At 67.6% G+C, this 24,260-nt stretch carries 21 protein-coding genes and 4 pseudogenes; 15 read left to right on the top strand and 10 right to left on the bottom strand.

Annotated features, from left to right (window positions below; all coding sequences use genetic code 11):
• Positions 1-86 (top strand): annotated as a pseudogene (locus M2283_RS44325) (IS5/IS1182 family transposase); the annotation flags it as partial.
• Positions 87-281: 195 nt separating this feature from the next.
• Here M2283_RS44325 and M2283_RS44320 read toward each other — a convergent pair.
• Positions 282-1,133, bottom strand: coding sequence for an IS5 family transposase (locus tag M2283_RS44320; RefSeq protein WP_280882270.1), 852 nt, complete (start codon positions 1,131-1,133; stop codon positions 282-284).
• Positions 1,134-1,687: 554 nt separating this feature from the next.
• Between M2283_RS44320 and M2283_RS44315 the strand changes: the two genes are divergently transcribed.
• The 7 genes and pseudogenes from M2283_RS44315 to M2283_RS44285 all read left to right on the top strand — a co-directional run.
• Positions 1,688-2,626 (top strand): hypothetical protein, encoded by a 939-nt coding sequence (locus M2283_RS44315; protein WP_348538969.1) that lies wholly within the window; start codon positions 1,688-1,690, stop codon positions 2,624-2,626.
• 16 nt (positions 2,627-2,642) lie between these two features.
• On the top strand, positions 2,643-2,921 hold the full coding sequence (locus M2283_RS44310) for a hypothetical protein (protein ID WP_280882264.1): 279 nt from the start codon (positions 2,643-2,645) through the stop codon (positions 2,919-2,921).
• A 64-nt stretch (positions 2,922-2,985) separates the two neighbouring features.
• Entirely contained in the window at positions 2,986-3,870 is an 885-nt protein-coding gene (locus M2283_RS44305; RefSeq protein ID WP_280882263.1) for a hypothetical protein, read from the top strand.
• Entirely contained in the window at positions 3,867-4,130 is a 264-nt protein-coding gene (locus M2283_RS44300) for a hypothetical protein (protein ID WP_280882262.1), read from the top strand. The genes M2283_RS44305 and M2283_RS44300 overlap by 4 nt, the downstream gene beginning before the upstream one ends.
• A 29-nt stretch (positions 4,131-4,159) precedes the next feature.
• Entirely contained in the window at positions 4,160-4,510 is a 351-nt protein-coding gene (locus M2283_RS44295; RefSeq protein WP_280882261.1) for a hypothetical protein, read from the top strand.
• Positions 4,507-5,403 (top strand): S8 family peptidase, encoded by an 897-nt coding sequence (locus M2283_RS44290; RefSeq protein WP_280882260.1) that lies wholly within the window; start codon positions 4,507-4,509, stop codon positions 5,401-5,403. The genes M2283_RS44295 and M2283_RS44290 overlap by 4 nt, the downstream gene beginning before the upstream one ends.
• A 421-nt stretch (positions 5,404-5,824) precedes the next feature.
• Positions 5,825-6,070 (top strand): annotated as a pseudogene (locus M2283_RS44285) (DNA-binding response regulator); the annotation flags it as partial.
• A gap of 28 nt (positions 6,071-6,098) precedes the next feature.
• Here M2283_RS44285 and M2283_RS44280 read toward each other — a convergent pair.
• From M2283_RS44280 to M2283_RS44265, 4 genes are all read right to left on the bottom strand, one after another.
• Complete coding sequence (locus M2283_RS44280) at positions 6,099-6,467, bottom strand: hypothetical protein (RefSeq protein ID WP_280882259.1); 369 nt, start codon at positions 6,465-6,467, stop codon at positions 6,099-6,101.
• A 257-nt stretch (positions 6,468-6,724) separates the two neighbouring features.
• Complete coding sequence (locus M2283_RS44275; RefSeq protein ID WP_280882258.1) at positions 6,725-7,936, bottom strand: response regulator; 1,212 nt, start codon at positions 7,934-7,936, stop codon at positions 6,725-6,727.
• Positions 7,933-10,950, bottom strand: a complete 3,018-nt coding sequence (locus M2283_RS44270; RefSeq protein WP_280882257.1) for an ATP-binding protein — start codon at positions 10,948-10,950, stop codon at positions 7,933-7,935. Before M2283_RS44270 ends, M2283_RS44275 begins: the two co-directional genes overlap by 4 nt.
• Before the next feature lie 408 nt (positions 10,951-11,358).
• Positions 11,359-12,093, bottom strand: coding sequence for a transposase (locus tag M2283_RS44265; RefSeq protein ID WP_280882256.1), 735 nt, complete (start codon positions 12,091-12,093; stop codon positions 11,359-11,361).
• 206 nt (positions 12,094-12,299) lie between these two features.
• On the opposite strand from M2283_RS44265, the gene M2283_RS44260 reads away from it, so the two are divergent.
• From M2283_RS44260 to M2283_RS51780, 3 genes and pseudogenes are all read left to right on the top strand, one after another.
• Complete coding sequence (locus M2283_RS44260; protein ID WP_280882255.1) at positions 12,300-13,148, top strand: IS5 family transposase; 849 nt, start codon at positions 12,300-12,302, stop codon at positions 13,146-13,148.
• A complete protein-coding gene (locus M2283_RS44255) occupies positions 13,145-13,828 on the top strand; it encodes a hypothetical protein (protein ID WP_280882254.1) in 684 nt (227 codons plus the stop codon). Before M2283_RS44260 ends, M2283_RS44255 begins: the two co-directional genes overlap by 4 nt.
• Before the next feature lie 8 nt (positions 13,829-13,836).
• Positions 13,837-14,253, top strand: a pseudogene (locus M2283_RS51780) (transposase); the annotation flags it as partial.
• A 21-nt stretch (positions 14,254-14,274) separates the two neighbouring features.
• Here M2283_RS51780 and M2283_RS44245 read toward each other — a convergent pair.
• Positions 14,275-15,516 (bottom strand): IS110 family transposase, encoded by a 1,242-nt coding sequence (locus M2283_RS44245; RefSeq protein ID WP_280882253.1) that lies wholly within the window; start codon positions 15,514-15,516, stop codon positions 14,275-14,277.
• Between the two features lie 366 nt (positions 15,517-15,882).
• On the opposite strand from M2283_RS44245, the pseudogene M2283_RS44240 reads away from it, so the two are divergent.
• The 4 genes and pseudogenes from M2283_RS44240 to M2283_RS44225 form a co-directional block, all read left to right on the top strand.
• Positions 15,883-16,311 (top strand): annotated as a pseudogene (locus M2283_RS44240) (transposase); the annotation flags it as partial.
• Between the two features lie 330 nt (positions 16,312-16,641).
• On the top strand, positions 16,642-17,865 hold the full coding sequence (locus M2283_RS44235) for an ISAs1 family transposase (protein WP_280882252.1): 1,224 nt from the start codon (positions 16,642-16,644) through the stop codon (positions 17,863-17,865).
• A 46-nt stretch (positions 17,866-17,911) separates the two neighbouring features.
• Positions 17,912-18,250 carry a DUF4333 domain-containing protein gene (locus M2283_RS44230; protein WP_280882251.1) on the top strand — a complete coding sequence of 113 codons (339 nt, stop codon included), beginning with the start codon at positions 17,912-17,914 and terminating at the stop codon, positions 18,248-18,250.
• A gap of 213 nt (positions 18,251-18,463) precedes the next feature.
• Positions 18,464-19,114 (top strand): DUF4232 domain-containing protein, encoded by a 651-nt coding sequence (locus M2283_RS44225; RefSeq protein WP_280882250.1) that lies wholly within the window; start codon positions 18,464-18,466, stop codon positions 19,112-19,114.
• Positions 19,115-19,393: 279 nt separating this feature from the next.
• On the opposite strand, the gene M2283_RS52070 is transcribed toward M2283_RS44225, so the two are convergent.
• The 4 genes from M2283_RS52070 to M2283_RS44205 form a co-directional block, all read right to left on the bottom strand.
• Complete coding sequence (locus M2283_RS52070) at positions 19,394-19,675, bottom strand: hypothetical protein (protein WP_432423215.1); 282 nt, start codon at positions 19,673-19,675, stop codon at positions 19,394-19,396.
• Positions 19,676-19,798: 123 nt separating this feature from the next.
• Positions 19,799-20,887 carry an ABC transporter permease gene (locus M2283_RS44215; protein ID WP_280882249.1) on the bottom strand — a complete coding sequence of 363 codons (1,089 nt, stop codon included), beginning with the start codon at positions 20,885-20,887 and terminating at the stop codon, positions 19,799-19,801.
• Positions 20,887-22,410, bottom strand: coding sequence for a sugar ABC transporter ATP-binding protein (locus M2283_RS44210; protein ID WP_280882248.1), 1,524 nt, complete (start codon positions 22,408-22,410; stop codon positions 20,887-20,889). Before M2283_RS44210 ends, M2283_RS44215 begins: the two co-directional genes overlap by 1 nt.
• A gap of 5 nt (positions 22,411-22,415) precedes the next feature.
• On the bottom strand, positions 22,416-24,068 hold the full coding sequence (locus M2283_RS44205; RefSeq protein WP_280882247.1) for a GMC family oxidoreductase: 1,653 nt from the start codon (positions 24,066-24,068) through the stop codon (positions 22,416-22,418).
• Positions 24,069-24,260 lie beyond the last annotated feature (192 nt).

Below are 24,260 nucleotides of genomic sequence, written 5' to 3'. Positions count from 1 at the left end.
GGCGAATCTTCCGTCACGCCCGGTGCAGCCCGAACCGCATGACGTCAATCACCAAAGCCGTCCTCACCCTGGAGCGGCACCGCTGAAAATGCTCACTGCTCGTCGGACAGGTCGGTCTTGTAGGGCTTGCGCTCGCTCACAGCATTCAGCCCAGCACGCCCGAGCCCTCCGACCGGCCGGGATACCGCAGCCCCACACAATCAGGTGACGACAAATCACCTACCAACTCGCATACCGCCCTCTGAGAGGGCAACTCGCGTAGGCGTATTGCCCCTTATCTCCTAGTAGGTTCCTCGCCAGGTGGGTATGGTCTCGTCCGTTATGCGTCTGGCGAGGTTGTCGATCGAGGCGATGTGGATCATGGCTTCGGAGCTGGCGGTGAGGGTCTCGTAGTCGCGCACGAGTCGGCGATGCATCATGATCCAACCGATACTTCGCTCCACCACCCAACGCCTTTTCACAACGTGAAATCCTCTGGCATCCGGGTTTCTGTTGACGACCTCGACATCGATTCCGAGGCGGGCACCGTGCTCGACCACTGCGTTCTTGAAGCCAGTGTCGGCCCAACTCTTTGAAAGGGTGGGGTACTTCGACTTCGCCTGGTCGAGGAGGCGTATTCCCAGGGTGTTCTCGGACAGGCTTGCGGCGGTGACGGTCACGGCGAGGATGAGGCCGATCGTGTCGGTGAGGATGCCGCGCTTCCTCCCGACGATCTTCCTGGCCGCATCCGTTCCCTGGCTGGCCAGAGGCACGTTGCTGGAGGTCTTCACGCTCTGGGTGTCGATCACGGAGGCGGTCGGCTCGGGCTTGCGCCCCTCCTTCACTCGGGCCAGTCCGGTCAGGTCGTAGTTGAGCTGGGCAAATATTCCTTCGTCTCGCCACGCGGCGTAGTAGGCGTAGACGGTGCCATGGCTCGGGAAATCGTGCGGGAGATACTTCCAGGGGATTCCTGTGCGGTTCACGTAGAGGATCGCGTCGAAGACGTCACGTAAATCGACCTTGGCCGGCTGCCCGGTTGGTCTGCGGTCGAGCCGGGCCTTTCTCCAGGCCGTCAGCGTTGGCTCGATCAGCGCCCATCGGGCGTCGGGCAGGTCGCAGGGGTAGGGCTGCGCTCGCTCACGTCGTAGCGTGATCACGGAAAAACCGGAACGCTCAATTCTGATTCCCGTTGGGCGATTCCGTGGGATCTTCAAGCCAGACGGGCTTCCGAGGACAAAAGGGAACGAGACGGACGGCCGGCCCACTGCAGCAGAGAAGTCCATTCGTCACATACGCTATGAAATCCGCCAAAGCGGGGCAGGGTCGAGAGTCACATATAGGGTTTGACCTGCATAAACGCCCTCTAAGAACTCCACTGGCATGACGCGGACCGTAGCCAGGCCCCACCCGTGATCGACGATCTTTCAGCGAACCCCTACCCCGGGGACGATCACCGTGCTAGCCGACCATGATCAATCTCAGCGCCAACGGCTGTACCGATGTTCCGAGGCCGAACTCCCCACCAAGATCGACGAGTTATTGATCGGCAGGCCCCTGGGGGCACGGTGACCGGTACGGGCGGATGCCATGTTTTTTGACGTTTCCCCTTGACTGTTCTTCCCGCCGCCAGGAATATGCGTTTGGCTACTGACAGCCGGAAAGTCAAAGGGGCCTAAAATTCCGTTTCACGTATCGTGGGGGCGGCCACTTGATCTCGGACGAGAGTGAATCAGCCAATGCGACGGCGGTCGTACGGCCGGCCTGTGAGGAATGCGGTGGGACCTGCGGACAAGGGGCCGAGGGAGACGTCGGGCAAAATTATTTGTACGCCATCGGAACGGTGGCCGCACGTTTCCCTTCGCTGGACATAGAGAAAGAGTTTGTGCAGGCGTGGGGAAAGTCCTCGGGCCAGACTCTGGCGATCGCCGCAGCGGACATGTACGCCGTGCTGAGCCAGGGGCAGAATCTTTACCTGGCCCGGCAGATGTGCTGGATCTTCCAGAGCGGCGACATCGACCTCTTCATTCTGATGCCAAGGTCGCAGGTGGAGTTGGCGGACCTGGTGACGTGTCTCGCACCGACACCGAATCTGATCAACTTTTCGCTGGTCGTCGGATCGGTGGGCGGTGCGGCACCCCCGTCGATGTGTAATGGAATCCAGTTGCCGGTGGCAGTGTGCGAGCAGGTTTTCAGTTTTACCGGGCAGGCGTTCATCAACAGCATCGTGGCGGAGATCAAAAACGACACACAGCTCACCCAGAGCATAGGGCAGTACATCACTGACCAGCACCTGACTCAGACAGTCGATGAATTCATCACGGCCCGAGCGCAGGATGCGTTCAGTACGCTGACCCTGCTCAGCGACAACACCGGACAGATCGACGAGCACAGGGCGATTAACTATCTGACGTTCAAGTCGCTGGCGCTGTACAAGAAAGTGATCGAGAGGGAGATCAACGGTTTCCGGCTGAACTCGGTCACCGCGCAGCCCGACTCGCTGGCCCGGACACGACGAATCCAGGACGTGATCCTGCTGTTCGCGAAGACCGACACGCAAGAGGTCGCCCGGTACTTCACCCGTGTCGACGTGACGGGGCAGTTCCCCTTCCTGCTGAATGAACTGGCGCTTTTCTTCGACCACCCCTGAGACCAGGAGCCATGCCGTGAGGACACCGCAGCTGACCGCAGAGGCGAGTCTGGGCCCCGCGCTGCACACCTACGCCGCCGTCCAGGGTGGTCCAACGGCCGTCGGGGGAGGGGCGGTGGTCCAGGCAGGGTTCCTGGACATCTTCAGTGACGTACTGGGCAAGGTGCCGTGCCTGCTGTCGTGCGGCGTCCCGAATGCGTTGTCGATCGCCACGCAGTGCGGCTTCGACCCGGCGTGCTGGCTCTCCAAAGCGCCGTCGGCCGGACTGGACTGCATTCGTAGCTGCCTGGGCTAGGGCCTGTTGCGAAAGTGGCGCAACAGGCCCTGGGCGAGAGCCGGACGAGTCAAGGAGGACGCCGGTGAGCATCGAGGTCTCGCTTCCCCGCTTCGCACCACTGCTCGACATGGCGCTGTACTTCGACGGCCTGCGGACCCAGGCGACGGCAGCGCTGCCCCCAGACCTGTTCGCGCAGGATCCGGGCGACCTGGCGTTCACCGTCACCTTCTGGATGTCGCCCGGGCCCGCCCCATGGCCCGGGGCAGGACCGCCTGTCGGACCAGAAGCCGCCCAGAGCGTGCTCGACCTGCGCGGCCCCAGCGGTGCAGTGCTGTCGCTGGTGTACGGGCCGGGCCGGAAACTGGTCTGCGCTCTACCAGGTTCCCGGCCCGACCTCACGGAACTCCAGCTGGAAGGGATCGCCGGGCCCTGGATCTACGTCGTGCTGGGCTATGCCCCGGAGCCGGCCCAGCTGACTGTGCGGGCCACCGACGGCGGACCGGCACCGGCTGCCGCCGCCACCGAACTCCAGGTGCAGTTGATGCTGAAGAACGAGTCGCGCACCCTCACCGTCGGCCGTTCCGCCGCGCCGGGTGACGGCGAGGTCCCCTACCAGGGCATGCTCACCCGGCTCCGGATCCGGCGGACCTCCCCGGACCCAGAGAACGACACCACGCCGGGCGCGATGTACGACGGGCCGATCGGCTTCCGCAGCGCCACCGAGGGACCCTTTGCCGCCGACTGGCGGATGAACGAGGGTTACGGGACTGTCGCTTTCGACTACGCGTCCCCCAACGGCCCTCTTCTGCCCGTCCGTTATCAGCCTCCGCCGGGCAACCACCTTGTCCTCGGTGACGGAGAACCCGCCACCGAACCCGTCTGGACCGTCGCCCGCCTCAGCACTCTCGTCCGGTCCGCGACGGCCCAGCCCATGGCCCACCTGTTCGGCACCGGAGGCACCGTGTGAAGAGGACTCCACCACTCACCGCCGGCCGCTCCGTCGGCCCGCCCGTAGGGGTGTACGCCACCGCGCCCACGGCGGCGGCCCCCACCCCCCACCCGGGCGCGGCCGTCCGGCCCATGGCCTCGGTGTCCTGCCTGACCGGCTGCGTGGGCGCCCCGGCGGCCATCCGCTGCGGCAACAAGTGCGGCTCGGATCTGAGCTGCTGGCGGACGTGCGCCGGAATCAGCAACACCAGCTGCGTCGCCTCGTGCCTGCGCAACTGATGGCCCAACTCGATGAGGAGTGAGAGTCGTTGAAACTGCCCAGACTCACCGCCGAGAGCGGAACCGGCCCCGCACAGGGCATCTACGCGGCTGCTGCCCCCGCCCGGAGGACGGCAGGGACCGGGGTCACCACGATGGCCAACGAGGTCTACAAGGTGAACGGATTCGAGAAGCACCTGATGGTGCACAAAGGGCGGTCGAGCAACTGCGCCGGTGACGAAGTGCCCTGCTGGGGCGTGGTGGACGGAGGGCCCGCCTACACGTGCTGCAACCAGATCGACTGTGTCTCCTCGGACGTTAACGCCCCCTACTGCTGGTCGGACGGCCCGCTGGGCCAAGGGATCCCGGCCACCGCACCCTTGACCGCCGGCGCCGCGTGACCGAAACCCGGGCCCAGCCCGGCCGCTGGGCACCGCTCACCGGTCTGCACCGCCTGACGGCGCAGACCGGAGCGGGAAACCCCCGGGTGGTCGTGGGCGTGGTCGACGGCCCCGTCGACATCGGCCACCCGGACCTGGCCGACGCCGGGATGGCCGCGTCCGCCGGCTGCCGCAACGTCCGCAGCGCCGCCTGCCGTCACGGCACGGCAGTCGTGGCGATGCTCGCGGCCCGGGGAGAGTCCCCCGCTCCGGGGCTCTGCCCAGGCTGCACCGTGTTGCCGCGACCTGTCTTCTGCGAAGCCCCGAAAGGCGGTACGTGCCCCGCGCTGAGGCCGGCCGAACTGGCGACGGCCGTCGTGGACCTGATCGAGGCCGGCGCACGGATCGTCAACCTCAGCCTGGGGGCGGAAGGCTCGGGGCTGGCCCGCAGCCGCGCGGTGGACGATGCCTTCGATCACGCACAGGCCCGGGGCGTGCTGGTCGTCGTAGCGGCGGGCAACCACGGTCAGGTCGGCCCCGCGCCCCTGATGGCCCACCCCTGGCCCGTCCTGGTCGCAGCGTGCGACCAGAACGGCCGACCGCTTCCGGGCAGCAACCTCGGCATCGGAATCGGCCTGCGCGGTTTGCTCGCGCCCGGCCTCGGTATCGTGACCGCGGCCCCGGGCGGCGGCTACCAGGCATTCAGCGGTACGAGCGCCGCAGCCCCCTTCGTCACCGGCACCGCCGCACTCCTCTGGTCCACCGCTCCGTCGCTGCCCGCTGCCGTAGTCCGCGCCGCTCTCCTGCGCCCCGGCCTGCCCCGCTCCAGCGTAGTGCCGCCTCTGGTGGACGGCCTCGCAGCACTGCGGGCGCTGAACCGGCTGACGGGCCGCCCCCTCCCACAAGGACCGTGAACCCAGCGCTCACCCGCACCGGCCCGCCGTCCCGTGCCCGGCCGGGACTTCCCCGTCCGCCCGGCGAACGCGGTATCGGATTGGGATCGCGTCAGGATTCCGCTGAAAGGCCCCGCGGTCACATGCGACTGCCCCAGCGGATCAACAGCTGTTCAGACGGCCAGCAAAGCCCCGCACGACAGAGTTGTTGACCACGAAGTAGCCGACGCTCACCCAGCCGCACTCCTTGTCCAGAAGCCCGGGACCGCCATCGCGAAATGTGGCGCAGATACCGATGGCGCAGCGGAGCCCCCACCACCAACAGGACAGGCCCTGATCATGTGAGTCCGAGGAGGGCGAGCGACCTGCTGGTGTCACGGGCGTTGCGCCGAACGCTGGCGGCGATGTTGGTGCTCTCGGCGAGGCGGGGAGCACCGATGGCGAGGCCCCGCGTGTCATGCCCTCTTTGCAGACTGCGTACGGCGGCCTGACCGAGTGGGAGACGGAGATGCTGGTGCTGATCGCGCGGAGGCTGTCCGGCGCGGAGATCATGGAGCGGCTGGTGGCGGCGGAGTCGATGATCAGGGCGCAGGTCAGCAGGGTGTTGGTGAAGCCGGGGTTGCGGGGTCGGACGCAGGCGGCGGTGTTCGCGTACGAGGCGCGGTTGGTGCGGCCGAACGGTCGGTGATCCGTACCGGGTGACAACCGGGGATCCCTCACGAAGGCCAGTCGGAGGGAAGTCCGTCGTTGTCGTTGTAAAAGTCTTCCCCATCTTGGGCGATCGCCGCCATGGCGCTGCGGTAGGCGTAGCCGTTTTCGGTGACCGACAGCGACTCGCAGCCGGGCGGCCGGGTCTCCGGCGGGGTCGTCTGCGACCAGTCCGCGGTGAAGAGCGAGTCGATGCCCGTCATACAGGCGCGGATCGCCTCGGCGTCGGCCGGGGGCGCGGTGGTGGCCGTGGCGCCCGTCGAGGAGGAAGCTGTGGCCTTGTCCGCCGGGCTGCCGGAGTCCCCTGATCCGTCCGAACAGGCGGCAAGTGTCAGCAGCAGGGCTGCCGTGGATACGAGCGCTGCCGTGGTCCGCATGACCCATGCCGGTGATGTTGAAGAAGACATCACATCGTGGCAGATACGGGCAGGTGATGAACTGGTGTGCGCTGAGCCCGGCCTGCGCTCTGGCAACGGGAGTTCGAGCAAAGGAACGGTGGTTGCGGCGCCGGTCCCCTTCGATGGGGACGGCTTGGGCGGTCGCCCCTACTGGTGTTGCCGTGATCGTGCGCCACGAGCGAGCACGGGACGTACAACCGGTTGGGCCGCTCTGGCGGAAAGGGGCAGGGCGCGGCTCAGACGGTCGTCGCCCAGGGGGCCAGTGTTCGCCATTCGCCTTGTGGATGGCTGATCGTCGGTATGTCGTCGCCCTCGTCCGTCTTGGCGTATCTGAAGGGCGTGCTGGGCGTGAGGCCTCCCTTTGCGCGTTGGAGACCGTCGAACTGCAGGCACCGTACGACGTCGGAGGCGGAATCCGTGTGCGTCACCAGCCACGGCGACAGAGGCACGGGGGGCGCGTCGCGGTTTACGAGAAGCGGCTGCCCCGTGATCACCGGGGCTTGGGTCATCACCGTGTCCGGGACGGGTTTTCCGATCCCTCTGAGGATCAGTACGTCGATGGCGTACTTGGTGCCGTCGTAGGTCATGGACGTCGGGACCGCGAGATCGGCGCGCCAGGAGCAGGCAGCTCGGTGCGCGAAGCGGCGTAGCAGACCGTCGAGTTGCTCGGTCTGGGCCGCGGTGGGGGCGCTTCTGCCGTGTGCGAGGGCGTTGCGGACTGAGATGAGGTCCTGTACTGGTTGGTGGTCGGACCGCTCGGGGACAAGCCAGGAGAACATCCGGGTGAAGTCGTTTCCTGCGCCGGGCAGATTCGCCAGTGTCGTGCAGAGGGTGAACCAGGTTCCCATGCTCGGGGCTGCGAGGCGGTCTGATGTGATTCCCCGCAGAGGGGCGGGTGGGGTGCTGCTGAGCCCAAGAGCGGCGGCGAATCGGAGTACGGACTCCAGTGTGTGGAGCCCTTCGAGGACCTTCTTGTCAGGATCAGTGGTGCGGGCGTACCTGGCGAAGCGGTAGGCCAGCGGGGTCGGCAGATGGCTGGCGGCGTGTTCCAGAGACATATCGAGCTTGGTGGTGGCGATTTCCACGCACCGCTCCAGCAGTTCCTCTCCTGCTTTGTCCTTGTCCACCCAGTCGACCGCGTCGAGGCGGAGCGCCTCAATGATCTGCTGCTTCGAGCCTTCGCCAGACAGGACGAGGCTCGGAATGCGCCATCCGCCGTCCTTGAGCTGCCGCAGCAGCCACAGACCACCCCATTCCTCTGGCGGCATCTTCATGTCGATCAGGAGGAGGTCGAACGGGCGGGTGTTGATCTCCTGCAGGGCGGCATGGCCGTCTGCGGTGAAGCGCAGACGTGCACCGGCCTTGTGCAGGGGGCGACACAGCGTGCGGGCCACGTCTTGCTGGTCATCGGCGACGAGGACGCGCGCGTTGGCCAGGTGCTGGGTCATGCCGGCTCCGATGTCGAAGGGGTGGCGATGGGCAGCGTGATGAGCCACGCAGTACCGGAAGCCGTGGAGGCTGGGCTGAGTTGTCCGCCAGCTCTGGCCAGAAGCGAGCGGACGCCCAGGAGCCCGAGGCCGTTCCCGCCAGGTTTCGTGCTGCGGACCCGCTTTCCCGAATTCAAAGCGGCTGCGATGTGCGGCGGGAGCCCGGGCCCGTCGTCCGTGATCTCGACCACGGCTTCGTATTCGTCGGCTGTCCAGTCCAGGGTGATGGCGCCGCCATCGCGGAGGGCTTGGATCGCGTTGCCGACGAGGTTGTCGAGAACAGCGGTCAGGGCCCGCGCGCCCAGGGCGACGTGGACAGCACTCCTGGACTGGGGGATCGACAGCGAGATGCTGGCGGGAAGGCGGGTGAGGACGGCCCCCGCGTAGTGGCGGAGAAAGCCTCCCAGCTCGACGCTCTCGGAGCCGGCGGACGTGAGCAGTGAGGTTGCAGCATGTAGACGCAGTGCGAGGGCGTGTGCCTCGTCGAGGTGATGGCTCGCGGTGAGCTGTTGCTGTAGTTGTGCCGTGCGGCTCTCAGCGGGCTGGGAGTCGGCGAGTCGGGCGGCGATGAGCTGGTTCTTCAGGTCGTGCAGGAGGTCCGCCACAGCTGCCCGGTACGGCTCAGGAGCCGGGCGGAGGGCGGCGGTGACGGCTTGGGTGATCGGGCCCGGCTCGCTGGGTGCGTCTGTCGTGGTGACGATGACGTCGATGCCGTGTTCGGTCGCCTCCATAGTTGCCGTCCTGCTCGCTCTGGACCAGAGGGTGCAGATGTCCTCCGCGGTGGCCGGGGGCGTCGGTTCCGTCGACCGGAACCGCACGTGGAGCGGTCGTACGCCGAGGAATTCGGCGGAGGTGTCTCCTCCGCCCGCCATCACGGTCGACAGTGCGGCATCCAGAACCGCCCGTTCCCGTCCGGAGAGTTGCACAGCGGGCGGGGGTGCCGTGGTCGTGAGCCGGCCGCGGTGCAGGGTCCACCAGTCGTCGGCGAGTTCCGGCAAGGAGATGTCGGAGTCATTGACACCGAGGCACCGGTAGACGTCGCAGAGCTGCACCAGGTCCTGAATGTGCGAATGGGTCAGGTCTTCGGGGGCTTCGATCTGTTCCAGGGCGTCCATGGAGCGCGTCAGCGCCGTGTCGAGTGTGTGGTCTGGGTCAGCTGGCTCTTCGACGGTCTTCCGGAAGGCTTCCCGCAGGTGGCTGCTCGGCTGAAGGGGGACGTCGAGGCCGAGCAACTCATCAATGCCGACGGCCCACTTGAGCAGTGCGGAGGGATCCGGGGCGAGATGAAGCCCGAATAACCGTGTGTCGACCCACCGTTGCACTGGGGCAGGCGACATGTCGAGTACGAATGCCTGATGGGCGAGCAGGAACCGGGCCAGTGAGCGGTCCCGTTCGTCGGCGCCGTCGAAAGAACGCGCCGGAGACTGGTCGGCGAGCCGGTCGAGAACGCTCAGGACAGCCAGCGAGGCCTGGTGCTTCGCTGGTGTCTTGCCCGCCATGGCAGCACCTTCCACCCTGAAGTGGACACCCAGCGCAACGCTGTCGAGCAAGGCCACGGCCGTGTACCGCGGTGCGTGGTCCGGTCCTGATGTGCGGAATTCGTAGCGCACGTGGAGTTTCATGGCGCTGGCCGCACGTTCCAGGCGTGTCGTGGGGTCGACAGGCCGGGGCGCGGTTGGAGCGACGCGCTGCCACACCGACCGCCACTCGGATGGCCATCGTTCGGCCAGCGTCCCCTGGAAGTTCTCGGTGGCGGAGACCGCGCCGATGACGGCCTGGAAGACGTCGGCCCCGATCTCCTCGGGTATGCCCTGCGTCCGTTGGCCAGCGCCGAGGAGCAGACCCGCTGACAGGCCGGTTTGCTGAAATGCAGCGTTGTAGATGTCGCTGGGAAGGGTGATAAACGCGAATTCGTCGGGGGGATCGACGACCGTGTGTCGCGCGGCGGCGAGGAGATGCTCGTAGATGAGGACCAGGGATCCCAGGTAGGCAAGGACCTGGTAGTCCTGTTGGTGGCACTTCGCGATCTCGGAGCGGTTCTCGTAGGCCCACGAGGCGTGCACGAGCGCTTGGGACAGCAGTGGACGGGATGTCGCAGGCAGTGCAAAGAGGTCTTGCATGCGCCGGACCGCCTGGACATGGGCATCGGGCCCGGGGACTTCTCGCGCCGGCATACGACGCGTGACCGTCTCGTCGCGGGTGGTGAAAGCGTGGGGTATGTGCCGTCGGACGAAATCGAGTGCGGCCTGGTGAGCGGCTGCTTTCTTGCTTCTTCCGGTTCCCTCGCCGGTGCGTCGGCGCGTGTCCATGGCAACGGCCCGGAAGACAATGGCGTGATCGGGGCCCTCGTGCTGGTACTCGTACGTGACGGCGTCGCGGCCAAGGTGCTCGTACAGTGCAGATTTGGGATCAGTGCTGTCCGACGCCATTATTCGGCGTTGAGCGGCTATGTGGTCCGAGAGCAGCCCTGCCGCGACCTCCTCTTCGCCTTCGAGGCAGAGCACACCGATGACCTGCCGATACAGGAACGCCGTGATCTTCGAGGTCAGCGTTTCCCGGTCGAGGCCGATGCTCAGGGATGCGGACTCGCGAAGCCATTTCTGCTCCGCAGTCCAGGCCGGGAATGCAGAGACGATCTGGGCGACGTCCTTGCTCATGGCCCCTGACGTGAGATTCGCTCCACTGCGGTAGATCTCCGCGGCTGCCAACTTCTGCAAGAACGCGGCACCCAGTCGGTTGAGCACGTCCAATGTCGCCTTCGTGATGCCTGGCAACGTTGCCTGATTCTCGTGGTAGTACGAGCTGTGCATCAGTGCCAGAGCGATCGCGTTGCGCAGCCCGCGGCGGGGAGCGGGGAGTCCCAGCATGCTGAGGCACTCAAAGGCGGGTGCGGCCTGGATGACTCGTGTCTCCGCAGGATGCTCCAGCGCACCCAGCCGAGCCTGGCTGTACCCGTCACCCTTGATCGCAGTCACGCGCCCCACCCCGTTCGGTTCCCCTGGTCCCGGACAGAACAGTATGGCGAGCCGGATCGGCGATCGATCAAGACCGTGAAGCGTGCGAGCAACGCTCTCGGCCAGTAGAAGGGCCGGAACTACGAGGGGAAGCAGGCTGGCCGGTACCGCTGCTGGCGCTGAGTCAGGGAAGACGCTTTCTGGCCCACAGGTTGAGGTATCGCAGGGGGTCCGGTTTCCTCAGTGGCGGGGACATCTCCGAAGAGCCGCGGGTCGCGGGGGTGGTTGGAGGTCATATCGGTCGTGGTCTCCTGGGCGGCTTTGAGCCATCTCAGGCAGGCGGCCGAGAGGTCGCCGTCTGCCAGATTTGCACAGCAGGGCAGGAGCGGTTTGAGCCAGGTCCCGGGCCGGTCTTGCCAGTGAGCGTTTTCAGCGTTGCCTCTCCAGGGTGAGGACGGCTTTGGTGATGACGCTCATGCGGTTGGGGCTGATGCGGGATCTGCGGAAGATCTGCCAGGACTTCAACCGTGCCATGCCTCGTTCGACGGGTGCCCGGGCCGCGGACAGGGCCCGGTTCTCGGTGAGTTCACCGTTGGGTGGGCGGCGTTTGGCGGTGGTGACCCAGTTGCCCGCACCGATGTAGGCCATGTCGGCAAGGATCGGGATGCCCTGGCGCGCGCAGATCCGGAGGATCTTGTGGGTGCGGGCGGCCGTCAGATCGTGGGTCCGGCCCGGCAGTGCCGGCGACAGCCACAGAATCTCGCCGGCCGGGTCCGTGACGACCTGCACGTTCACCCCGTGCCGCTTGTGTTTCGAGGAGTAGTCGCCCCTGCCGTCGCCGACGCGGTCGCACTCTGCGAGCGTGCCGTCCAGGAGGACGAAGTCCGGGTCGTGCGCGCGCAGCGTCTTCAGCAAGCCTGGCGCCTGCGCGGCGAGCAGACCGGTGACCGCGGTGACGTAGGCGTGGGCGGTGCCGACGGATATCCCGAAGCCCGCGGCGATACGGGCGAGGGTGTCGTGGCGCCGCAGGTACACGAGTGCGACCAGCGCACGGCGGTGCGGCGGGAGTTTGCACCGCCGGTCACCCTCACGGGTGACGATGAGCATCGTGACCCACTCGACCAAGGCGTGGGGCAGGTCGAGTGCGGCAGGATGGGGAACCAACGCAACTCCTGTGCCAATGCCGCGAAGTTAGAGAGGAAGCTGCCCACGTCAAGTGGGTTGGCGATACTGACGGTTGAGCCGTACGGCGCAACGGGACCTCTGAGTGGGCGGTTCGTGAGTGTATGAGTGGTTCTGGTGTCGCCTGATGGTGTGGGTGGAGCCGGAACGTGCCGGTCCGGCGCCGGTGGCCTGCTGGGATCGGTGGGATGAGTGCACGCAAGCCGTACCAGAGCGACTTGACGGACGGGCAGTGGGCGTTGATCGAGCCGGTGCTCACGGCCTGGAAGAACCGGCACCGTTCCGTCAGCGGGCACCAGGGCCGCTATCCGATGCGGGAGATCGTGAACTCGATCCTCTACCAGTCCCGGACCGGCTGTCAGTGGGCCCTCCTGCCGAACGACCTGCCGCCGAAGAGCGCGACGTACTACTACTTCGCCGCCTGGCGGGATGACGGCACTGACCAGCACATCCATGAACTCCTGCGCTGTCAGGTGCGGGAGAGGAACCGGCGATTAGAGGACCCGACCCTGGTGATCCTGGACACCCAGAGTGTCCGGGCGGCCACCGGGGTCCCTTCGGACACGACGGGCAGGGACGCCGCGAAGCGGGTGCCGGGCCGCAAGCGGGGACTGGCCGTGGACGTCCTCGGCCTGGTCATCGCCGTCACCGTGCTGGCCGCGAGCGTCCACGACAACGCCGCCGGCATCACTCTGCTCGACCAGGTAGCCGTCGCGGCCGGCGGCTCAGTCAGTAAGGCCCTGGTCGACCAGGGCTTCAAGAACCAGGTCGTCACGCACGGGGCCGCCCTCGGCATCGACGTCGAGATCGTCCGGCGCAACCCTGAGGAGCGAGGATTCGTTCCGCAGCCGAAACGGTGGCGGGTGGAGCAGACATTCGGGATCTTGATACTGCACCGGCGGCTGGTCCGCGACTACGAACACCGCCCGGCCTCCTCCGCCTCACGCGTCTACTGGGCCATGACTCATGTCATGGCTCGTCGGCTCACCGACACGAACACGCTCACCTGGCGCGATCCACAGGCGGCCGGCGCGTGAACCTCAACCCCCTCCTCCAGGCAATCAACCTTCAGGAAGACGCCGCCCGGGCCCTGGCCGACGGTCTCCGCACCCAGATCGACGCCCTGCAGACCCAACTCCACGAGGCCGAACTCCGTCTGGAACACCTCTCCATCACCCGCACGACCATCACCGGCCTCGCCGACCGAATCCCGGCCCAGAGCGCCGACCCGGCAAGAAGTCTGGAGCTGTCCGAACACCCGGACTACCCCCGCATCCTCGCCGTCTTCAACGACACCACCGGCCCACTGCGGGCCCGGGACATCTGCCAGGCCCTCAGCTTCGAGCTCTTGCCGAAACACGTCGAACGCACCCGGGCCAAGATGAAACGCCTGGTCACACTAGGAATCCTCAGCGAAGCCGAGCCCGGCACCTTCAGCAAGAAGCAATGGCCAAGCCCGGAACGGACATCACCTCACGAACCGCCCACTCAGGGGACGTTCGTGTCATTTATCCGTCGGTTTACGGTAGTTGGCGCGTGCCTGGAATCGGGGTGTACAGGCAGAACGGGTGGTATGTCTCTGCGGTCACAACGCGCCTGGTCCTGCGTTTCACCCCGGTTGCTACCGATAGCTCCTGTCCGGTTCGAATACGCATCTGAAATTGGCTTTTGCCTCGCCCGATCGAGCGATATGCCCGATCAGGAGCCTCGTGCATGAGTGTTCCCATGGCCACTTCGCAGCAGCGCAAGCCGTACCTGAGTGATCTGTCCGACGCCCGCTGGGCCTTGATGGAGCCGACCTTGACATCCTGGCGGGCCGAACGGCAGAAGACCTCGCTCAACCTCGGCGGCAAGGTCACTGACCTGCGCGAAGTGATGAACGCGATCCTCTTCCTCAACCGTACCGGCGTCCCGTGGCGCTATCTGCCGCACGACTTCCCGCCGCACACCACCGTGTTCGGGTATTTCAGCGCCTGGACCGCCGACGGCACCATCGAGAAACTCGGCCTCCATCTGCACCGGAAGGTCCGTGAGCAGGAAGGACGTACCGCCGAGCCCACCGCCTGCGTCCTCGATGCCCAGAGCGTCAAGACCGCCCCCAGCGTGCCCACCGACACCCAGGGAACTGACGCCGGCAAGAAGACATCCGATGCGGAGAACGTGTCAAGCGGCGAGGGTGAGACGGGGGTCTTTCGAGGTCGGGAAGGCTACGGCCTCGTTGAACGGGACGCGGTGAGTCAGGCAGTGGTGGAGGCAGCCGATCATTCGGTTGAAGAGGTTCCTCTGGGCGGCCGTGTGTCGATCTCCTGCCTCACGTCGGCGGTCGTAGTGAGCCCGCGCCCCATCTGAATGGGCCATCGCCGAGAAGGCCCACATGTAGCCGACCCCGGCCAGCCGCTGGTTCTTCACCCTTCGGGCCGCGACGGACACGCTCTTGCCGGAGGCGCGGGTGACCGGGGCGGAACCCGCGTAAGCCTTCAGCCCTCTGGCGTCGGCGAACCGAGTCCGGTCGTCGCCGATTTCCGCCAGAACCCGAGCTCCGCTGAGCGGACCCAGCCCTGGGAAACTGGTGATGATATCGGCGTCAGCATGTGCCCCGAACGCCTGCACCGCCGCCTCGGCAAGCTCGTCGGCGCTCGCGCACGCAGCTTCCAACTGCCGGAGCAGCGCGATTGCCTGGCGTCCCATGGCCTCCTCGACCAGGGGAAGATGGCGCATCTGCGATGCGCGAAGTGCGCTGTGCAGACGCTCGACCTCGGTGTCGATGGTGTTCTTGCGCCCGGCCTTCTTCAGCACGGCCCGCAGTTGCGGCCGGGTCAGCTTGGCTGCCTGGCCCGGAGTTGGCGCCGCGGCCAGGAGCGCCCGGGCTATGGGGTGATAGATGCCCTCGCGGCGGTGCCTGACGGCGGCCAGGTAGCTGGGGAAGTACTCGCGCAGGTGGGAGGTCAGCTTGTTGCCGGCCTGGGTTCGGTCCCAGACGGCGTCCTGCTGGGCGCGGGCAAGGACCGCGACGGCCTGGGCCACCTCCGAGTCGGCGGGAAGCATGCGGTGAGCGGCGGCGTCGGTGCGGAGAATGTTCGCCAGCACCATGGCGTCCAGGTGGTCGGACTTCTTCCGGGAGACCGTGTGGCGGTCCCGGTACCGGGCGGCGGCCAACGGGTTGATGGCAAAGACCGGGCGGCCGGTGGCCCGAAGGCAGGCGACCAGGAGACCGCGGGAGGTCTCAATGGCCACGGGGATGGATTCCTCCGAACTGTCGCCGTGCGCGGCGAGCACCTGAAGCAGCTGGTCGAGCCCTTCCGCGGAGTCATCGATGCGAGCCCGGGCCAGCAGCGAACCCGTTTCGTCGACGACGGCTATGTCGTGGTGGTCGCTGGCCCAGTCGATGCCGCAGAACGCTCTCACTCGCCTCACTCTTTCTCACCGAACCTGTGTGGTGGCTGGTCACAGCCGTGCAGGGCATGCGTCTCTCTAATGGAAGGGCTCAGTGGCCCGACATCCGATTAGCCGTTCATGACCCCAGCGACCTGCGGGGCCCTCGGTCTTGATCGGAGCTGATGGCTCCCGAGCACGTAAGAGGTAGTCCCCGCAGGGGGCTTGGACCACGATCATCATCGGTGATCAAGCGTTTGCTCTCGATGCCGACGGCGAGCGCCAGCACACGTCAGTCTTCTTTGAGGGCTCACGGCCCCGATCGTCGGTGGACGTTGTGCTGACGCCGGCGGTCGGCATCGAGAAGGTCCTTCACCGGGCTCAGCTACCGCCCATTAGATCGTGGGGCGCAAACGCAGCATCGTCGTCGATACCCTCGGCCTGTTACTGCTGGTCATGGTGACCGCCGCCAGCGTCTCCGACAACGAGGCCGGCAAGCAGCTCCTCACCCGCGTCGCCTCCGACCACCCCACGATCACCAAGGCGTGGGTCGACACCGGCTACAAGACCCAGGCCATCGAGCACGGCGCCGCCCTCGGCATCGATGTCGACGTCGTCCCCAGGAACCCGCAGGTCAAAGGATTCTCGGTGATCGCGAGGCGCTGGGTAGTGGAGCGAAGTTTTGGATGGATCATGATGCACCGCCGCCTCGCCCGCGACTACGAGACCAAACCCACCCACTCCGAGAGCATGATCCGCCTCGCGATGATCTCGAACCTCGCGAAACGAGCAACCGGCGAAACACCCATAACCTGGCATAACCCATGAACTGTCCGGTGTTCAATCGGAACATCCTCTCACGGTTGCTGAAGGTCACCGAGGAACACGCTGAGAAGCTGTATCGCCGTACCCGGAGAAAAGTCCGAAACCGCGGGCTTGGCGATGAGAGCCTGCTCGGGACAGGTCGAACCATGGCCTCTCAGTAGGAACCGCACGGGCTGGTCGGTATCAACCGAACACCCCGTGCGGCTCAGGGCGGTTGCAAGTTCCGGGATCGCGTAGATCGTCCGCGTCCAGTGGGAGTTGACGTGGCAACAGCACAGGCACGAGACCGGTGATCATCAGGGTGTCTACGCCAGCTGATCACATCGAGGTCCCGTGCCTGCCGCTCCATCCTCCCCGATCCCTGCCGTCCTGACGAAACTGGGCCCCCTCCACCAGCACGACACCGGCCGCCTGCGCGCCCATCTCCAGCGCGTACCCGACCCGCGTTCGCGTCGCGGGCGGTGGTATCCCCTGGTCGGCTTACTGCTGATCTGCGCCTGCGCAGTCGTCTCCGGCGCCCGGACCGTCACCGAGATCACCGAGTGGGGACAGCGCGCCACCACCACGGTGCTGGAACGACTCGGCATCCGCAGGCACTTGCCCGGATGTCGCCGCGCCCCGTCCCATGCCACCCTCACCCGGCTCCTGGCCACCCTCGACGGCGATGCCCTGGACAGCGCGATCGGCGCCTACCTGGCCGAACGCGACCACATCGACGACGGCGGCACCGGTTCTGCGCCGCGGCCGGCGATCGCGGTGGACGGCAAGGCGCTGTCCGGCTCCGCGCACCGGCAGCAGTGCCACCGGCACCTGCTGTCCGCCGTCACCCACACCCCCACCGTCACCCTGGCCCAGCGGGAGGTGGGGGCCAAGACCAACGAGACGGCCGCCTTCCGCCCGCTGCTGGAACCGCTCGATCTGACCGGTGCCGTGGTCACCTTCGACGCCCTGCACAGCGTCAGGGACCAGGTGCGCTGGCTGGTGCAGGAGAAGAAGGCCCACTACATCGCTGTGATCAAGGGAAATCAGCCGACCGCGTCGGACCAGGTCAAGGCCCTGCCATGGGAGCAGGTACCCGTGGCGCACACCGTCTCGGGGACCGGGCACGGGCGGCGGGAGTCCCGCTCGGTCAAGACCATGGCCATCGCGGCGAACCTGGGCGGGATCGCCTTCCCCGAAGCGCGGCTGGCCCTGCGCATCCACCGGCGCCGCCAGGAGAACGGCAAGCGGCAGACCCGGGAGACGGTCTACGCCGTCACCAGCCTCGATACCCACCAGGCCAGCCCTGCTGACCTGGGCGGATACGTGCGCGGCCACTGGGGAATCGAAAATTCCAGCCACCATGTCAGAGATGTGGTGTTCGCCGAGGATGCCTCCACCGTCCACACCGGCAGCGCGCCGCGGGCGATGGCCGCTCTGCGGAACCTGGCCATCGGCAGACTGCGACTGCTGGGAGCGGACAACATCGCCAAGACCACCCGAGCGATCCGGGACGCACCCGAACACGCCATCTGGATCTGGGGTATCACCGACAGCCCGCCCCTACCGGGAACTTGAAGCCGCCCTGAGGGATCGGCCGTCGCGGGAATCGAAGGAGCACCCCATGAAGCGCATCGTCATTGCCCTGGCCGTGGCCGCCGTGCTGGCGGGAGGCGTGGTGACGGCGTGGAACGTGTTCGACAACTCGTCGGTCGCCACCGCGGGCGGAGCGGATCACACGGTGCCGCGCACTCAGGTCGAGAAGCTGGCCAGGGAGAACTACGGCATCCCCTTCGTCCAGGACGGCCCGCGGTCCGTGACCTGCCCGAGCGGGCTGCACGCGAAGGTGGACGACACCGTGGCGTGCACCGCCGTCTTCAAGGGCGAGAAGAAGACGATGCTGATCTCCGTGACCGGAGTGCACGGCGACCGGGTGAGCTTCGACTATGGCCTGTCGAAGTAGGGCGAGGCCTTCAGGGCCCGGCAGCCAGCGCAACGGGCCCGGTCTGTCCCAGTTCCTCTGCTTCCCATAACCGCGCGTCAACTCGCCTGTCACAGGGGTGCCTTGGTGCAACTCCTGTCTGACGCATCGCCCGGCAGTAGGCCTCCCATGAAACAACCGTGCCCGCTCAGCCGGAGCAAACGACCGATACAACACCGCTTCCCAGGAGTACCGATGCGCGTCAAGAAGATGCCCGCCCTCGCCCCCATCCTCGCTGCTGCCGGCCTCTCGCTGACCGCATGCAACAGCAGCGACGGATCGAGCGCTTCCGCCAACACCAGCGCGTCCACCGCTGCGAGCAGCTCGACCGGCGGCAAGGGCTCGACCTCAGGTTCCTCCTCGTCCGACTCTTCCACCGGCTCCAGCAAGGGCAGCGAGCTCGCTGCCCGGTCCTCGACGTCGGGCTCGAGGTGCAAGACCGACCATCTCGCCCCCAGCGCCACCGCCACGGGGACCAAGAATGAGATAGTCGTCAACCTGAAGAACACCGGTTCCAGCGCATGCAGCATGCACGGCTTCCCGGGCGTCCAACTCGTAGGCCCCGATGGCCTGGGCGACACCGGGCCCGACGCCGCCCGCACCGACGTCTCCGCGTCCACCGTCACCATCGGGCCCGGCGAGGAGACACGCTTCCTGCTGCACTTCATCCCGGACACCAGCGGCTCCGGCAAGACCTACACCCGGCTCTCCGTCACCCCGCCCAACGAGAAGGTCTCGGAGATCGTGGATCTCAACGATCTGGCCTTCACTATCTCCGCCTCCAGCGGCAACGCTCCGGACGTCTACGTCGACCCCGTCGGCTACCACGTCGGTTCCGGCAAGTGAGCCCAGCAGCCACGCCCTCGCCCAAGTCGCCCGGCCAGTCCGAACTCGGATGAGCCGGGCGGGATCGCCGGGCCCGTGGTCAAAGGCGTTGGGTCGGCACGTCGCTGGGCTCCATGTCGGCGCCGACTGTCGGCGTACATGTGAATGTGGCTGACTCCAGTGCCCCCACCAAGGTCTCGTAGGAAGGTCGGCCACGTGCCCTCTCGTGCCGTCGCCGCATGTGACACCTGTGGTGATCCCATCCGCACCAACACGCCATCCAGTCGTCCCCGCTACTGCTCAAACGCCTGCCGTCAACGCTCGTACCGTCAACGGCGGAAGGCCGGCGGGATGGTCACCGGGGCGAATGGCGGATCGCTGACGCAGTTGAGCAGCTTCGTCGGCCGTACCGAGGAGGTGGCCGAGTTGAGAAGGCTGCTGCACGGTGTGCGTCTGCTGACGCTGACCGGTCCTGGTGGGGTCGGCAAGACGCGTCTGGCGCTGGAACTCGCCGCGCAGGAGCAGCGGGGCAGGCGCTGCGACGTCGCCGTGGTGCAGCTGGACGGGCTGGCCGATGCCCATCTGCGCTGCGGCGACAACAATCCAGAGCCGAACGGCAACGGTGGATCTTGCCGATCGTCAGGGTGGACAGCTACGGAACCCCCGCCCGCCACACCGGCCGACCATCCTGATCGCGGCGATGACTCAGGTGGCCTCCTTACTCGGTGCGCGGCGGCGGGTCAGGCGGGTGCGGAGGCCCAGCCGTCCGCCGGTCACGACCAGGGCGACGATCAGGACGAGACCGGTGAACAGGCTGGGGGCCCACTGGGCGGAGGTCGCAAGGCCGAGGCCCACCGTCCCGGTGCCCAGCAGGAGGACCGCGATGACCGTGCCCCAGGAGTTGAAGCGGCCCGCGCGGAGCTGGGTGGCGCCGACGAAGGCGGCGGCGTACGACGACAGCAGATAGGGCGTGCCGGCCTCGGGAGAGCCCGAGCCGATCTGCGAGGCGAAGACGACGCCCGCGCATCCGGCGATCGCCGAGGACGCGACGAGGGTGAGGAAGCGAAGACGGTCGGTGGGCACGCCCTGCAGACGCGCCGCGTCCGAGTTGAAGCCCGTCGCGTACAGGCGGCGCCCGGTCGCAGTGTGCTCCAGGACAAACCACAGCGCGATCGCCACCACCAGGAGGTAGAGAACGGGGATGGTGAAGCCGCCCGCGCTCTTCTGCCCGATGCTCGCGAAGGGTTCACGCAGCAGTTTGACGCCGGTGATCGACGTGCCGTCGGTGAACATCGTGATGAATGCCTGGATGAGCGACCCGGTCGCCAGTGTCGCGATGAACGAGTCCACCCGCAGCGTCACCACGACGATTCCGTTGATCACGCCGATCACCAGGGCGGTGCCCATGGCGAGGGCGATGGCGCCCCCGGCGCCGATGTCCGTGGACACGATCACCTTGGCGGTGATGACTCCGCTCAGCGACATCGTGTAGGCGAGGGAGAGGTCGAAGACGCGCGCGGCCAGCGGCGGCACCACGCTCAACGCCATCAGGCCGGTCACCGCGTTGCTGTTGAGTACCTGCTGGAACGTCGACCAGGTGGGAAAGGTGTCCGGCGCCCAGAACGAGAACACCACGATGATCACGATCCACACGTAGACCGCGCCGATGTTCGTGAAGGACAGACCCGAGAGCGCACGGCGTCCCAGCGGCTGGCGAGTCGGCGGCGAGGCGGGTGGCGCCCCTGTCGGTTCGCCGACGGACGGGCCGGTGCTGCCGGCGGCGGTGGTGCTCATCATTCGGTTCCTTCCATGGCATGGACGAGCGTCGGCTCGGTGATGGCCTCACCGGCGATCTCCCGTACGACCTGGCCGTCGCGCAGCACGAGGACCCGGGTGCACAGTGCGAGCAGGTCGCCCACGTCCGACGAGGAGACGATGACGCCGAGCCCTTGGGCCGCCTGCTCCTTGATCAGGTCGTAGAGCTGGAGCCGGGTGGCGATGTCGACACCGGCCGTCGGCTCGCACAGCACGAGCACCTCGGGTTCGAGGGCCAGGCAGCGGGCCATGACGACCTTCTGCTGGTTGCCCCCGCTGAGTGTGGTGATCGGGGCGTCGCGGCCCGCGGTACGGATCCCGACCCGCTCCACCCAGTCGTCGACGAGTGCGGCCTCGTGCCGGCCGTCGAGGAGGCGCCGCCCCGTACGGAGCCGGGACAGCAGCGGCAGCGTGAGGTTCTCGGCGACGCTGAAATCGGCGATGACACCGTGGGCGGCCCGGTCGCCGGGCACCAGGGGGATGCCGAGGCGGGCGGCGCGGGAGGCGTCCGACCACTCCGGCGACCGGGCGGGACAGCGCAACTGCCCTTGTACGTCACCGGGCCAGGCGCCGGTCACGACGTACGGCAGCACGTCGTGACCGGAACCGGCGAGCCCGGCGATACCGAGCAGTTCACCGCGGGCGAGGGAGAACCCCAGCCCGCGGAGCGGACCGCCGGTCAACTCCCGGGCCTCCAGGGCGGATTCACCGGACCGCGAAGTCGCCGAGACCTTCGGTCGCTCGGCGGAACGCTCCGTCGCCTCGCCGGCCATGAGGGAGGCGAGGCTCTGCGGCGTCAGCCCCTGCACGGGCCGGGTGGCGATGCGCCGGCCGCCCCGGATGACGGTCACCCGGTCCGCCACCTGGAAGATCTCGTCGAGGCGGTGCGACACATACAGCACGCTCGCCCCGCCCCGCCGTACCTCCCGCACGATGTCCAGGAGCTTGCCGACCTCGCCCGGCGGGAGTACGGCGGTCGGTTCGTCCAGCACCAGCAGGCCCTGGTCGGCCTCCCATCCCTGGAGCGCGGCGGCGATGGCCACCACCGTGCGTTGCACGGGCGTGGCGTCCACGAGGGGGCGGCGCACGTCGATGTCCAGGCCGAACCTGTGGACGAGCTCCACGGTGCGGTGCTCCTGCTCGCGCCAACGGATGTTGCCGAGGCGGCTGCGGGCGAAGCCCCGGCTGAGCGCCAGGTTGTCCATCGCGCTCAACTCGCCCACCAGGCCCAGCTCCTGATGGACGAATCGCAGCCGGTCGTGGTCCGAGCCGAGTTCGAAGGGCTCACCGTCCAGCCGGGCTTCGGCTCCCGCGTCGGCCTGGTGGTAACCGGCGAGAATCTTGATGAGGGTCGACTTGCCGGAGCCGTTGGGGCCGACCAGGGCGTGGATCTCGCCTTGTGCGATGTTCAGATCGACGTCCCGCAGCGCCTGGGTCCCGCCGAAACGCTTGGACAGTCCGGTGATGCTCAGCACCGGGCTTGTCGTCACTGTGTCCGACATCCCGATCACGACCCGCCCTGTACGGCCAGGCCCTCGACGGCGGCGATCGGGTTCGTGCGACCTGTCATGAGGTCGGCGAGCCGTTCCGCGGCGGCGATGGTCGGCAGGTTGGTGTTGGCCCGCGGTACCTCGGGGAAGACCGAGGCGTCGGCGACCCACAGGCCTTCGACGCCGAGCACGCGGCCGGCCGGGTCGACCACCGCGCGCGGGTCGTCGGGCGCGCTCATACGGCAGGTGCCGCAGATGTGGCCGGTGTCGCCGATGGTCTCCAGCAGCCACCGGTCGATGGTGGTGTCGTCCGTGAGCGCGTCGATGCCCGTGCCGGCGAGGTTGACGGCGATGTGCTCGAAGGCGGCGTCGAACGAACCGGACCGGACCAGCTCCAGGCAGCGGTGGACGCCGTCCCGCATCCGGGTCAGGTCGCCGGGGTCGTTCAGCAGGTTCTGTTCGATGACGGGGTGGACGTCCGGGTCGGGTGAGGCCAGGCGCAGTGTGCCGCGGGAGAACTCCTGGTTGGCCCACAGACAGAGCAGCCCCGGGCCGCCCGAGGCGTGGCCGCCGCCCGCACCGCCCCAGGTGCCGCGGGCCCCGTCGGCCACCAGGTGCGAGTCGTTCATGTCGGGCAGGGCGAGGGTCTGGTTGATCGACACGATCATCATGTCGTTCTCGCTCGCGCCCGCGAGACGGGACGAGTAGCGCAGACAGCAGTTGGTCTGCCGTTCGTCCAGGCCGGGCCGTGCCTCGGGGCGCTGGTGGAGCCAGAACAGCGCCAGCGGGTGCTCCTGCATGCCCTCACCGACCGGCAGCGACGCGACAGGACCGCCCGGTCCGATGCCGGAACGCAGCAGGATCGAGGGGGAGTGCACGGCCCCGGCGCAGAGCACGACCCGCGCGGCGCGGACCTGCGTCCAGGTGCCTTCCACGCGCACCCGCACACCCACCGCGCGACCGCCCTCGACGATCACCTGATCGACCGTCGCGTCACCCACGATCCGCAGGTTCGGCCGCTGCCGGGCGGGCTCCAGATAGCCGTCGTTGACGGTGACCCGAGCGCCGTCGCGGGCGTTGCTGCCGTACGGCGAAACGCCGGTGCCCGTGGGCCCGTTGTGGTCGTCGCACCACGCGTGGCCGATGTCCAGCGCGGCTTCGGCGAGTGCATGGTCGGCGGGGCCCCACGCCTCGCGCCCGAGCCGCTGCACCGGGATCGGCCCGTCGGCGCCGTGGTGGGGCCGGTCGCCGAAGTCCGCGTCGCTCTCCATGCGCCGCAGGTACGGCAGCATCTCCTCGTACGACCAGCCGGGACAGCCGTAGGACGCCCAGCTGTCGTAGTCGCCGGGCAGCGCACGGATGGCGATCATTCCGTTCACCGACGACGAGCCGCCGAGACCCCGGCCGCGCACATGCGGGCGGCGCTCTTGAGCGCTGCTGCGCCGCGATTCCAGACCGGGCCACTGAAACGGTGCGCACGCCGTCTCGTCCAGCGCCCGCCAGCCGTTCATGCTGCGCATCTCGGGCGGCGCCTCGGCGGACCGCCAGTCCGGTCCGGCCTCCAGGAGCACGACCTCCTGGGTGGGGTCCCCGCTCAGCCGGGCGGCCAGCACGCATCCCGCGCTGCCACCGCCGACGACCACCCAGTCGGCCTCGATCACCTTGCCCATGACGCGCCCACCGCCCTTCGCGGCCTCTCGGGGGCGGTCAGGTCCTTCTCCAGCGGGGCCGGCACCCTCCGGTGGCCGTCGTCGAGGGCAGTGGGCGCGGAGCGTACGGCTGCCGCTGTCCGGCCGCCGTGGGGTTGATAGGAACGGGAACGGGTGAGATCGAGCAGCTGTGTGGACATGCGATGACTCCCG

Origin of the sequence: Streptomyces pseudovenezuelae, assembly GCF_029892565.1 — a bacterium.
GTDB classification, from domain to species: Bacteria; Actinomycetota; Actinomycetes; order Streptomycetales; family Streptomycetaceae; genus Streptomyces; species Streptomyces pseudovenezuelae_A.
The sequence above is the reverse complement of the archived record's forward strand: the minus strand, read 5'-3'. Positions and strand labels throughout refer to the sequence as shown.